The organism is Streptomyces sp. NPDC102274, assembly GCF_044766385.1.
In the GTDB taxonomy this organism is placed as follows: domain Bacteria; phylum Actinomycetota; class Actinomycetes; order Streptomycetales; family Streptomycetaceae; genus Streptomyces.
On record NZ_JBIWLW010000040.1, the window covers coordinates 1 to 12,396 of the forward strand.

8 protein-coding genes and 5 pseudogenes are annotated in these 12,396 nt (G+C 68.5%); 8 read left to right on the top strand and 5 right to left on the bottom strand.

Going from position 1 to position 12,396, the window contains the following annotated elements; translation table 11 throughout:
- From ACIRQP_RS35670 to ACIRQP_RS35680, 3 genes and pseudogenes are all read left to right on the top strand, one after another.
- A partial coding sequence (locus tag ACIRQP_RS35670) for an IS3 family transposase (RefSeq protein WP_403898017.1) occupies positions 1-1,037 on the top strand: 1,037 nt, incomplete at its 5' end.
- A gap of 528 nt (positions 1,038-1,565) precedes the next feature.
- On the top strand, positions 1,566-2,036 hold the full coding sequence (locus ACIRQP_RS35675) for a hemerythrin domain-containing protein (protein ID WP_403898020.1): 471 nt from the start codon (positions 1,566-1,568) through the stop codon (positions 2,034-2,036).
- 64 nt (positions 2,037-2,100) lie between these two features.
- Positions 2,101-2,562, top strand: a pseudogene (locus ACIRQP_RS35680) (transposase); the annotation flags it as partial.
- Between the two features lie 195 nt (positions 2,563-2,757).
- Here ACIRQP_RS35680 and ACIRQP_RS35685 read toward each other — a convergent pair.
- On the bottom strand, positions 2,758-3,606 hold the full coding sequence (locus ACIRQP_RS35685) for a helix-turn-helix transcriptional regulator (RefSeq protein WP_403898023.1): 849 nt from the start codon (positions 3,604-3,606) through the stop codon (positions 2,758-2,760).
- A gap of 138 nt (positions 3,607-3,744) precedes the next feature.
- On the opposite strand from ACIRQP_RS35685, the gene ACIRQP_RS35690 reads away from it, so the two are divergent.
- The 3 genes from ACIRQP_RS35690 to ACIRQP_RS35700 all read left to right on the top strand — a co-directional run bounded on the left by ACIRQP_RS35690 (position 3,745) and on the right by ACIRQP_RS35700 (position 6,976).
- On the top strand, positions 3,745-4,524 hold the full coding sequence (locus ACIRQP_RS35690) for an NAD(P)H-dependent oxidoreductase (protein ID WP_403898025.1): 780 nt from the start codon (positions 3,745-3,747) through the stop codon (positions 4,522-4,524).
- 223 nt (positions 4,525-4,747) lie between these two features.
- Positions 4,748-4,882: a hypothetical protein gene (locus ACIRQP_RS35695; protein ID WP_403898028.1), complete on the top strand. Its 135-nt coding sequence runs from the start codon at positions 4,748-4,750 to the stop codon at positions 4,880-4,882.
- Between the two features lie 279 nt (positions 4,883-5,161).
- Positions 5,162-6,976: a pectate lyase gene (locus tag ACIRQP_RS35700; RefSeq protein ID WP_403898031.1), complete on the top strand. Its 1,815-nt coding sequence runs from the start codon at positions 5,162-5,164 to the stop codon at positions 6,974-6,976.
- A gap of 151 nt (positions 6,977-7,127) precedes the next feature.
- Here the strand turns inward: ACIRQP_RS35700 and ACIRQP_RS35705 are convergent, their stop codons facing one another.
- A complete protein-coding gene (locus ACIRQP_RS35705) occupies positions 7,128-8,993 on the bottom strand; it encodes a CocE/NonD family hydrolase (protein WP_403898034.1) in 1,866 nt (621 codons plus the stop codon).
- A 544-nt stretch (positions 8,994-9,537) separates the two neighbouring features.
- Between ACIRQP_RS35705 and ACIRQP_RS35710 the strand changes: the two are divergent.
- Positions 9,538-9,942, top strand: a pseudogene (locus ACIRQP_RS35710) (MarR family winged helix-turn-helix transcriptional regulator); the annotation flags it as partial.
- Positions 9,943-10,024: 82 nt separating this feature from the next.
- Here ACIRQP_RS35710 and ACIRQP_RS35715 read toward each other — a convergent pair.
- Positions 10,025-10,216, bottom strand: a pseudogene (locus ACIRQP_RS35715) (transcriptional regulator); the annotation flags it as partial.
- A gap of 160 nt (positions 10,217-10,376) precedes the next feature.
- Here ACIRQP_RS35715 and ACIRQP_RS35720 point away from each other — a divergent pair.
- A pseudogene (locus tag ACIRQP_RS35720) lies at positions 10,377-10,493 on the top strand (IS5/IS1182 family transposase); the annotation flags it as partial.
- 17 nt (positions 10,494-10,510) lie between these two features.
- Here the strand turns inward: ACIRQP_RS35720 and ACIRQP_RS35725 are convergent.
- Together ACIRQP_RS35725 and ACIRQP_RS35730 are read right to left on the bottom strand one after the other, a co-directional pair.
- The gene (locus tag ACIRQP_RS35725; RefSeq protein WP_403898037.1) at positions 10,511-11,716 is read right to left on the bottom strand and encodes an MFS transporter; all 1,206 of its coding nucleotides are present in this window, start codon (positions 11,714-11,716) and stop codon (positions 10,511-10,513) included.
- A 163-nt stretch (positions 11,717-11,879) separates the two neighbouring features.
- A pseudogene (locus ACIRQP_RS35730) lies at positions 11,880-12,128 on the bottom strand (PLP-dependent aminotransferase family protein); the annotation flags it as partial.
- Between the last annotated feature and the right edge of the window lie 268 nt (positions 12,129-12,396).

Sequence of the window (12,396 nt, forward strand, 5' to 3'; positions counted from 1 at the left end):
GTTGCTCGGGAACGGGCACGGCGGGTGCGGAGGGCGGCCCGGGGAAACGGGCTGGTCGCAAGGCCAGCACCGCACCCCGGGCCGACCCTACTCCTCTGGGTGAAGTAGCCGTGGCGGACCCGGCGGTGCTCGTCGGGGCGATCAGCGACCAGAAGACCGTGCACAAGATTCCGTACCGCACCTCCTGCCGGGCCCTGGGCGTGTCAGAGGCGTGGTTCTACAAGTGGCGCCGCAGGCCGTCCCAGCCGACGAAGCGTGAGGTCAGGCGGGCGGTGCTGGCCGAGCGGATCCGCTGCTTCTTCGACCGATCCGGCCGGACGTACGGCTCGCCGAGGATCACGCTGGACCTGTGGGAGGAGGGCTGGCAGGTGTCAGAGAACACCGTCGCCGAGATCATGGCCGAACTCGGCCTGCAGGGCCGCAAGCCGCCTCGCCGGCGCCGCTCGCTCACCCGACCCGGCAAGCAGAAGACCGCCCCTGACCTGGTGCGACGCACGTTCGACGCCATCGCGCCCAACGTGCTGTGGTGGGGCGACATGACAGAGATCGACACCGGCGAGGGCAAGCTCTACCTCGCATCGGTCCACGACGCCTTCTCCCGCCGCGCCCTGGGCTACGCGATGGGCACGCGGCACGATGCCGCACTGGTCAGCGCCGCTCTGCAGATGGCGATCGCGACCAGAGGCGGCCAGGTGGACGGCGTCATCTTCCACACGGACCGCGGCAGCGAATACACGTCCGAGGCGTTCCAGCAGTTGTGCGGCCGCTGGGGCGTGGTGCAGTCGATGGGGCGCGTCGGATCGGCGCTGGACAACGCCGCCGCGGAGTCGTTCCACTCGGTCCTCAAGGTCGAGTACATCCATCGGCACACCTTCGCCACCCGCACCGAGGCCCGGCTGAAGACCGCGACGTGGATCGCGGACTTCTACAACACGAAACGCCGTCACAGCGCGGCCGGCGGGAAACCGCCCGTCGAGTTCGAACGGATCATCCAGGCAGCGCGAGCGCGGACCGATCAGGAAGGCCGGGCCGCATAACCAACGTCTCTACGCAACCAGGGGATTGACACATGGCCGCCGCCGGCGCCGTGCTGCTGCCGTCCTGACCGCGGCCGCCGACGCTCCCCCGCGAGGGGTTGTCCGCCGAGGGGAGCACTCCGATGCTCCCGTGGCAAGCACCCCGGTGACGTCGAAACCAGCCCTCAAAGCACTGCGTCGTCCGGCTGCCGAACGGGCCGGTCTCGCCGGGACGCCTGGGGTGCGAGCACAGGGGGCGGCGTGATGTCCGCAGGTCGGAGATACCTGAAATGCGTTGGTGGTGGGGTAGTTGGATGGCGGGGAGGCAACTGGTGAGCGATCAAAGCGCGATTGTGGACCGAGGCGACATGGAACCCGACAACGAGCTGCGACCGGGTGTCCCCGGGATGTGAACGGCAGTGGTGTCGAGAGGGCACCCGGCGCGGTAGTGTGCGGGAAGCGTCGCGTGCCGGTGGCAGACCGTGTCAGGCATGGAGGCGCCGGATCGAAGGAGGCCGACGATGCACTCGTCGTACCCTTCGTTCTCGCGTGACTGAGCGCGAGACGACCAGGCTCGTCGCCTGGAGCCATGAACTCCGCCGGGTGCACGGCCGACTACGGGAAGCGCTGTCTGTGACCCGCGCTTCCCTCGCCGACGGCACCCCCGGTGAGGCGGCCGCTCGTGAACTGCTGTTGTATTGCCACGGCTTCTGCACGGCTCTCGACGGCCACCACCAGGGCGAGGACCGCACCCTGTTCCCGGCCATCGCAGCTGCGCACCCGGAGCTGCGGCCGGTGCTGCGTTCCCTCGAACAGGATCACTCGATGATCGCCCACCTGCTCGGCAGCCTCCGTGCCGCGGTCGACCGGGCCGCGCCGCCCGAGGAACTTGACCACCACCTCGAAGGCATCGCCGCGATCATGGAGAACCACTTCCGCTACGAGGAGCGACAACTACTCACTGTGCTCGAAACCCTTGAACTCGCAGTCGTACCCCGAGAGGTGCTGGGCCCTCTATGACCCTGGACTGGACTGCCTCTATGACCCTGGACTGGACTGTGGGCGGCGCTGGTGACCGCCACCTGTGGTCCATCTGCTGCGGAACTCCTTCCGCTATGCCGCCCGCCAGGACTGGGACAAGATCGCCAAGCTCCCCAAGCCCGTCTGCAGCGCGCCGACCGAGGAAGCCGCACTCGAGAGGTTCACCGAGTTCGCCGACACGTGGGGCAGGAAGTATCCGGCGATCGTCCAGCTCTGGGAGAACACGTGGGAGGAGTTCACGCCGTTCCTCCGGTTCGACACCGAAATCCGCCACATCGTCCGCACCACCAACGCTATCGAGTCCGTCAACGCGCGGATCCGCCGGGCGGTCAAGGCTCGTGGGCGCTTCCCGAACGAGCAGGTCGCCTTGGAGTGCGTCTACATGGCAATCATGTCGCTCGACCCCACCGGCAAGGGCCAGGCCCGCTGGACCATACGGTGGAAGACCGCCCTGAACGCCTTCGATATCGCCTTCGACGGCCGACTCTCCGCAGCCCGTCAGTAACCCCAACCACCCTGGTTACACCGTTCGTTTGGCAGACCCGCTTCCGGCCCGCTTCACCTCCGACGGGCGTCAGCGCCAGGACTTGTCCGGTCGATCGAGTTCGTGGCCAGATGGCGAGGGTTGATACGTCGAGGGCCGGGGACCGGAAAGCCGTCAGTGTTGAGGCGTTTCCGGTGGTGGGTGGGCTTCGTTGAGTTACTCGCGGACCTGAGCGTTCACTGTGGGATGCGCGTCACCGCTGTCCGCGCCCAGGCCCGCGAGCAGGCGCAGCCCGTCCTTGGAGGGGCTGCCGGGGGACGCGGACAGCACCAGCAGCTCCATGCTCGGTTCATCCGGTAGCGCGAAGTTCTCCTGGTGCAGTTCCAGCAGTCCGACCAGCGGGTGCCGGTACGCCTTGCGTCCATGTGTGCGGGCGCGCACGTCCGCGCGGGCCCAGAGGCGGCGGAAGCGCTCGCTGCCCATCGCCAGCTCGCCGATCAGCGAGGCCAGGCGGGGGTCCTCGGGGTACTTGCCCGCGGCCAGGCGCAGGTGCCCGACCACGTCGAGGGTGCATGTCTCCCAGTCCGCGTAAAGGCCGCGCTCGGCCTCCTCAAGGAAGATGTGACGGGCGGTGTTCAGGCCCGGCGTCGGCCGGCCGAAGAGGAGCCCGGCGAGGCGGTTCCCGGCGAGCACGTCCAGGCGGTGGTCCATGATCAGCGCGGGTGCGTCGGTGACCAGGTCGAGGACGCGCAGCAGCTCCGGCCGGACCCGCCCGCCCGGCGCCTTCGCGCGGCGGCGGCGCTGCCGGGCGAGCCGGTCGAGGTGCCCGCGTTCGGTCTCGTCGAGGCCGAGGACGCGGGCCAGCGCGTCGAGGACCTGCTCGGAGGGCTGGGTCGCGCGGCCCTGCTCCAGGCGTACGTAGTAGTCGACGCTGACGCCGGACAGGTGCGCGACCTCTTCGCGGCGCAGCCCTTCGACCCGGCGGCGGCTGTCGGTGGGGATGCCGACGGCCGCCGGGTCGACCCGGGAACGCCGGGTCCGCAGGAAGCCCGCAAGATCGTCCATGCCCCCAGTATCGCCTCGGTGGAGCCCGTGAAGGTGGCCCTGCCAATACCAGGAAGTCCCGTCCGATGGAAGAGGCGCCCCTGAACACCGGACGCCGCGACGCCCAGAATCGAAGGCATCCGATCCGAAGGAGTTCCCATGAAGACGCTGATCGTCTACGCCCACCCGGAGCCGAAGTCGCTCAACAGCTCGCTGAAGAACCTCGCGGTGTCCACATTGGAGAACGCCGGGCATGAGGTACGGGTGAGCGATCTGTACGCGATGAACTGGAAGGCGGTCGTGGACGCCGCGGACTACGGCCCCGACGCCTCAAGTCCGCTGAAGGTCGCCCGGGACTCGGGCCGGGCCTTCGACGCCGGGACGCTCACCCCGGACGTCCGCGCCGAGCAGGAGAAGCTGCTGTGGGCCGACACGATCATTCTCCAGTTCCCGCTGTGGTGGTACACGATGCCCGCGATCCTCAAAGGCTGGGTGGACCGGGTGTTCACCTTCCACTTCGCGTACGGCGTCGGCGAGCACAGCGACACCAAGTACGGCGAGCGCTTCGGCGAAGGAACCCTCGCGGGCAGGAAGGCCCTGCTGTCGGTGACCGCCGGCGGCCCGGAGTCGCATTACGCCGCTCGCGGGATCAACGGCCCCATCGACGATCTGCTGTTCCCGATCCACCACGGCATCCTCTATTACCCGGGCATCGAGGTGCTGCCGCCGTTCGTGCTGCACGGCACCGACCGGATGACCGGCGAGGACTACCCGGACATCGCCAAGGCCTGGGAACAGCGCCTGCTCACCCTGGAGTCGACCGAGCCGATCGCGTTCCGGCGGCAGAACTTCGGCGACTACGAGATCCCCTCGCTGCACCTGAAGGAGGGACTGGAGCCCGCGGGCCGCACGGGTTTCGGGCTGCACGTGCGCGGCTAACTCGAATGTGTTGCCCGGAGCTAGATCGCCGATCACGGCTCCGCACGGCTCGGACCCTCACGTCAACCCCCGAAGGACTTCCAGCGCCGACCACTTGGCCACTGACTGGACTGCTTCTGCCGGGACCCATCCGTCCCGGTATCAACCTGTCCGGATCAGAGGGGGAACTTCGTGGAAGGTCTACACCGCTGGCTTCGACAGGCGTACAGGCCGGACCACCCCGGTGCAGCTCAGCACGCGGGGCAACAACACCTGGGCCGCGGTTCAGTTCGGGCTCGTCGTCTTCACCAGCGACCGCGCGTCGACGAGGACGCAGCGTGACTGGACCCAGCAGGTCTATTCGGTACGCGTGCGCTGACCGCCGCCGTACGACGGGCCCGACATACCCGGTCGACGCTCCTTGCCGTGTCCTCTCGCGGAGCGAACACGGACCCTCCGTGCGAATCGGCCCTGAACAGCCCTGGCGAGATCGGCGACCAACTACGTTCCTGTACGAAAGTGCTGTCCATATCCTTGTATGCACTTGCGGCTTTCACTAGCTTCTCCTTGTTGAACGCGGCATGTGTGTTCACCAGTATGAACATCTCTCATGTGCCGCGCCCGCTTCGGCTACCACGTGAGGAAGGCACTTCACCGCATGAAGAAGCCCCTGAGCCGCCGCACTTTCAGCCAACTCGCCGTCACCCCGATCCTCGCGTCCACGGCCCTGCTCCGGCCCGGGACAGCGCAGGCCGCTTCCGCCACGTCGGCCCGCCGGGCTGAGACTGTCCGTGCGATGAGCCGGGCCGCCGCCTTCATGGACGGGACCGTCTCCTACAAGGGCGGCTACGTCTGGAACTACCTGCCGGACCTGTCTGTCACGTGGGGCGAGATGGAGGCCAAGCGCACCATGTGCTGGGTCCAGCCGCCCGGCACACCGTCCGTCGGACACAGCATGCTCGACGCCTACCACGCGACCGGCGACGAGCTCTTCTACCGGGCCGCCGCCCGTACCGGCCTGGCGCTCGCCGAGGCCCAACTCCCCGTCGGCGGCTGGAACTACATTCACGACTTCGCCGGCGATGAATCCTTGCGCGACTGGTACGACACGATCGGCTCCAACGGATGGCGCCTGGAGGAGTTCCAGCACTACTACGGCAACGCCACCTTCGACGACGCGGGCACCTCGGTGGCCGCCCAGCTGATCCTCCGGCTCTACGTCGAGCGCCGCGATCCCCGGTTCAAGCGGTCCCTGGAGCGGGCTCTCGACTTCGTGCTCGCGTCCCAGTTCCGTGGCGGTGCCGCCGACGGAGGCTGGCCGCAGCGCTACCCCGCCGTCCCGGGGGCGGTCAGCCGTACCCCGTGGCCCGAACAGCGTCCCCCGTGGCTGCCCAAGGACGTGCAACACGGAATGGAGGACGGCGAGTACACGCAGCACGTCACTTTCAACGACGACGTCCTGGGCGAGAACATCAAGTTCCTGATCATGTGCGTATCGGCACTGGGCCGCCGCGACCTCGTAGCCCCGGTGCACCGTGCCATGGAGTGCCTGCGCCGCATGCAGCAGCCAGGACCGCAGGCCGGCTGGGCCCTCCAGCATCTGTCACGTGCCAAGAACGGCAGGCCCGCAGGAGCACCCGCCGGCGCCCGGTCGTACGAACCGCGCGCCCTCACCACGCACACTACTCAGACCAATGTCTCCCAGTTGTTCCACTATTTCCGGTTGACCGGCGACCGCGCCTACCTCAGCCGGGTTCCCGAGGCCCTCGACTGGCTGGAGAGCTGTCGGCTGACGAGCCGGCAGATCGAGGAGAACCCGCTGCTGGCCGACCGCACCCATCCCACCTTCGTCGAACTGGGCACCAATCGCCCGAAGTTCGTCCATCGCTTCGGCTCCCACATCCGCAACGGCGCGTATTACTACGACTACGACCACACGAGCACACTGAGTCACTACTCGGCAGGGCGATCGATCGACGTCGACGCCCTGCGGAGCACCTACGCGGAACTTGCCGCGCTCACGCCCTCGGAGGTGGCCGACCTGCGTGCCCGTTCGCCGCTCACGCCTGCCGATGGCCATGGCCACGGCGCGCGGATCCCGCTGCCTCGCTACTTCTCCCTGCGGGACCTTCAACTCTCCGACCTCCTCCGGGACGCGCCTCTCGCGTTGCCCGAGGTGACGGACGCCGAGGCGGCCGCGCTGGTGGACGGCCTCGGGACGAGGAACCACTGGCTCACCCCCCTCGACGCCGTCACCAACCCCTACCGGGGACCGGGCTCGACGGAGCCGTACGACGGCCGGGCATACATGAGCAAGAACGTCGGCGACCTGCGCGACACCTCTCCGTACAACCCCGAGGACCCGCCGCTCGAACCTCCGTATCAGCCCCGGGAGCGCTCCCTTGGCATCAGCTCGTCCGCGTACGTGTCGAACATGGGCAAGCTCATCGGATACGTGACCCACCAGAAGTGATCCACCGGCTCGACGAGAGCAGCGCCACTGCCGCAGGCGACCATCGGCAGCGGCGCTGCTGCGTGCGCGGCCTCCACGAATGCGACCGCGCCCTGGTGACGGTGCGGTCGAGCTTCGGCGAGCACAGGGCCGGCGGACGCCGGCCCGAGGGTCAGTGGCGTCCGCCGGCGGGCACCGTGAACGATGCGGGACCGGTCGGCAGATCCACCGTGTACTGGCCCAGGTAGGTGTCCAGGAACGGTGAGCGAGCCCCGCCGGTGGCGCGGTCGTCGGCCGGGTCGTCCAGGGCCAGTTCGACCCGCGCGTCCTTGACCTTGATTGTCTCGCCGGAGGGAGTGTCACGCCATGAACCGGTCTGGATGGAGCCGATTTCCACGGCCAGGACGTGCCTGGTTGTCAGGGTCCAGTCGGTCGCCTTGAGGTCGAGCGTCAACCTGCCCGAGTCCAGCAGGGAGACCTGCTCGTCGAACATGACGGCGGTGCCGTCCGGGGCGACGTCGTACAGCTTGACCATGACGTTGCCCCCGCCCTTGGCGGTCAGGGAGACCTGTGGAGTGCCGGTGACACGCACGGCCTGCTTGACCGGCTCGGACCACACGAAGAAGCTGGACGTAATCTCACCGGCTTTCTGGCGCTTCGCCTGTCCCTTGGCCAGGCCCTTCGGCGCGGCCGGGTCGAGCGCGGGCGCGTTCTCCATGTCCCACTCGCCGGAAGGCTGTCTGCGTGGCTGCGGCGTCGCCTCGCCGGACGGGGCCAGGCCTACGCGCGCGGAGGCACCGCCGTCGTCCACGTACGAGCCGTCGCCGAGCGGGAGGGTGACGGACCGTTCCACGACGGGCCACGTCTTCTGGGCACGCCAGGTGCCGGTGGAGTCCTGGACCGAGTAGGCCGGGTAGTCGACCTTCGGTTCGATGCCCTTGAGGTACTGGTCGTAGAAGGAGAGTGTCTCGTCGTACCAGCCCTCGCGTCCCATGGCCAGGCGCCCGTCGCCGGTGTGGTCGCCACCCCGCACGTGGTCCCACTGGCCGAGCCACCCGCGCTCGGGGCCCTTGTGATTGCCGAGGTACTCCTGCATCTCCTCGGGCTTGGTGTTGTTCTCGATGAAGCCCTGCGTGACGAACAGCGGGGTGTCGGTGTGCTTGGCCATCTTGGCCAGGTCACGAGAGGTCCAGTGCTTGTCCCGCTGGTCGGCTATTCGGTATCCGGCCGAGTTCTCCGTGAGGCACTCGGGGTGGGTCTCCTCCCACCGGGCGTTGGCCTGGTAGCGCGCGTCGTCGTCCGCCATCTGGCCAAGGGTGGCGATGGAGTTGTAGGCGTTGGCGGTGCCGGTGACGTTCGGGCGGGGCACACCGTTGGAGTAGATGTACTGGTACATGTCCCACACGGGCTCCTGGGCGACGACGGCCTTGAGCGCGCGCTGGTCCAGGTTGTTGCCGATGAGGCCGGTGACGGCGTCGTACGACTTGCCGTACATGCCGACCGCACCGGTGGACCACGGCTGGTTCGCCGCCCAGTCGATGGCGGCCTTGACGTCGGCCTGCTCGCCCGGTCCGCCCCAGTCGAGGCAGCCGGTGGAGCCACCGAAGCCGCGCAGGTCCACCATGACGAAGGCGTATCCCTCGTCGAACAGGTCCGCGCCCTCGATGAAGTCCTGGAAGCGGGCCGAGGGGCCGGTGTGCGTCCAGTCCTCGGAATCGGTCTGCCCCGAGTGCCCGAAGTACGGGCCGATCGACAGGATGACGGGCACCCGCTTCTTCTTCTTGGCCAGTGCCTCGGGGAGCAGGACGTCGGCGTGCAGTTCGGTGCCGGAGTCGTCCGAGGACGGGAAGTAGCTCTGCGTCCAGACGGAGCCCTCCGGGACGCGGTCGTTCTCCGCGTGCGTGACGGGGTCGGTCGCGGTGGCGACCTCGCCCGCCCGATCCTGCGCTGCGGCGACGGGCCCGGTGGACGTGCCGGCCAACGCGAGGACGGCGACGAGTGATGAGGCGGCCCAAGTGGCCGCGCGACGTCTTTTCACATGCGTCTCCCAGAGTTGTGGGTACGGAGCGGAGCGGGCGTACCGGTCGAGCAGCGGCCCTGACCTGCCGTGGAGGAAGCGACGGTAACGGCCCCGCGTACGCCGGGGAGTTGTGTCACGGGCACGGTCGGAGCTGACGGCGAGGCAGCCTACGATTATTGGTAAATCACGTCAATATGGCGGCGCGTCGGGCGGGCTTGCCCGGAACGACGTGGTCGGCCCTGTCCTCATGTCCGGGGTGCATCGCGCCGATCGGGCCCATGAGGTTCACCGGTCCCCCCGCCGGCGTCAGCGAGATCGCGAAGCAGGTATGAGCCACGCACGCGCAGCGCCCTGGAGCGACCACTCGTGGCAGAAGTCCGGACAACTCGTCCTATGTGGACCAAGATCCGGGCCATTCCCGGACCATCGTGTGGGATCTCCATGCCCGCGTCCTGCCAAGAACCTGTGACCCGCACTCTCTGTTCTGTCTCACACCGAGGGCCACGCGTCTGTCTCACGCAAGTGGCCATTTCCTGGCATGGCCAAGGATGTGGATGGGCAGATGAGCGTCGTGACCGCGATGGTGCGGTCGTCGTTCCTGGTGGACGCCGTGTACGCGAAGGCCGGCCGGGACTTCGGCATCACGCCGCAGCAGGGACAACTGCTGTGCGTACTGATGGTGCAGCCGTACGGGATGGGCGAACTGGGCGGCATGCTGCGGCTGGCGAAGTCCAGCCTGACCGGCCTGGTCGATCGCACCTCCCGGCGCGGGCTGGTGCAGCGCCGGCCCGCCCCGGACGACGGCCGGGCGGTCGTGATCGCCTTGACCCCGGCGGGGGCCCGCCTCGCCGACGAGTTCTACACAGAGACCTGCCGACGCATCGAGGCTCTCAGTGCCGGCCTCGACGAGACGGACCGCGGCCGGCTGGCGGCCCTGCTCGCCCGGGTGGTCGCGGACAACGAAGTACGGGAGGGAGGCGGCTGGTCACGGGGGCCGGCCTGGGTGCCTCAGACGGTGACGGAGTCGGGGCCGAGCCGGTGGATGCCGACTACAGCCCGGCCGGCGCCTCTTCCATGGCGGCCGCCGAGGTGTCCGGGATTCCCAAGCGTGGATGTTCGACGTGATACAGCGCCTGGTCGAGGAGTTCGGCGACGTGGTTGTCGTGGAGGGCGTAGACGATCGTGCGTCCGTGGCGTTCACCGGTGACCAGTCCGAGAGTGAGGGGGTGCAGTGCGTGGGCCGGGAGGCGGCGTGTCCACTGCAGGGGTTCGTCGATGCCGTGTTCGTCGTGGAGTGTGCGTCCCGTGTGCCTGAGCAGTTCGGCTACGGCGGGCAGGATCCGCCGGCGGAAACGCTGGTATTGCTGGCGTTGAGCGCTGGTGGCGGTAGCAATGTCCTGACTGACCGGCTACCGCGGGCTCAACCATCGCTACGAACGCCGACCCCGCGACTACCTGGCCTTCCTCGGCCTCGCCGCAGCACTCTGCTGCTGCAAACGCCTTGTCCGCCTCACCACAAAGGACACTGTCTTGGCTCAGGAGGCGCCCTGCGGGGAGGGAACGGGGGTGGTGGCGCTTTTGCCGAAGGCGCGCATGGCGAGGGCGCCGGCCAGGGGCCCGGGCGCGAGAAGGAGAAAGGCGTAGTGCCACCCGATGGCCTCGGCCAGGAGGGGGGTGATCTGGATGCTGACGACGGTGAGGGCGAACCCGATCGCGGTCTGGCCGGTGAGGGCCGTCCCGATGTAGCGGTGGTCGGCGACCTCGCTGAGTGATGTCGAGAACACCCCTGAGTCCGCGATCACGGCAGCGCCCCACAGCGTGCAGAAGGCGAACAGGAGCAGCGGCGGAGCGTGGAAGAAGAGCGGTGAGGCCAGGCAGCACAAGCCGCTGAGAAGGAGCGCCGCCAAGGCGGCGGGAGGGCGGCCGAAATGGTCTGCGCCCCAGCCGCCGAGCAGGCAGCCGACTGCTCCGCCGATTCCCATGGTGAGGAACACCGTGATCTCCACCGAGCCCGGGAGTTCGCTCGCGGTGCCGGTCGCCAGCAGGAAGGACGGGATCCAGGTCCACAGGGCGTACAGCTCCCACATGTGCCCGAAATAGCCGAGGTTGGCCAGCCGCGGCCCGCGTTCGGTGAACATGGCAAGCGCATACCGGGGGTTGCGGACGGGGGCGGACGGTGCCGCGTAGGGGCCGGGCCGCAGGAAGAGCAGTGCGATGACGGAGCCCGAGAGTCCGGCTGCTACTGCGGCGAGCAGGACCCCGCGCCAGGGGAGCGATCCCAGCCCGGCGATCAGATGAGGAAGAGAGGAGCCAAGGGTCAGGGCGGCGATGAGAAGGCCCATGGTCCTGCCCCGCCCGGCGCTGCCAGCCCACGAGGCCATGAGCTTCATGCCGGTGGGATAGACCCCGGCCAGGAATACCCCGGTCATCAATCGCAGCACAACGGCGAGGACCAGCCCGTCGGTGAACAGGGCCAGCGCCACGGTGCAGACGGCGGCAGCCGCGGCACTGGCGGCGAGCAGGCGCTGGGGCGGGATGCGATCGGCCAGGTTCAGGGCGGTCGAGGTCATGGCCCCGGCGACGAAGCCGACCTGTACGGAGGCCGTCAGCCATACCGCGCCGCCGGCCGTGAGCCCCCAGTCGTTCCGCAGGCTCGGCACCACCGCTGACATGGAGAACCAAACAGCGAGGCCGAGCACCTGTACGGCAGCGATCGCACCGCGTTGCACGCCGACGTTCACAGAAGCCCCCCTTTGACCTGGTTGTTGTCTCCCTCTGGCCTCGCACGCTGTGTCCGAAGGCAGATCCTAACCGCTTCGAAATGTCGAGCCCGGTGCGCCCCCGCCTGTGAATGGTTCGACGCCTTCACCTCGTACTACAACCACGAACACTGGCATTCGAACGCCGCCTACGTCCGCCACCCCGAACGCACTCCGGTCGGGAACTGATGCGCGGGAGTCAGCAAGACCGCTCGGGCGGCCACGTCGCGCAGTACGTCGACGCGCGCGCCTTGGGAGTCGACATCGCCCGGTTGCGGGCAAGCCGGTTGGCGATGGCGTGACGCAGCACCGGTGTCCCGCGCGGGTCTCCGTACCCGAGGTCGGACGCCGAGAGCCTCGACAGTACGGAGCGTTCGGCGCGCGGCCAAGCCGATCCGAATGCGACCGGCAACGCGGTCGCAGGACAGGACGATCAAAGAGAAGGCGATCACCGCAGTGCCAGGGGCGCGGCCAGAAGTGCGACGCCCGCGGCACGGGCACGGACGCAGTGTGCGCAGACAGGAGTTCCTCTCCGCATTCACGCGCCAGGCCAGGGCATCCCAGGTCACACACCCGCCGGCCGCATCACCAACCTCCCCGAACAACACACCGAGGGCGTATGTGACCTTGCACGAGGTCGGCTCGTCAGGACGTGGGCGCTC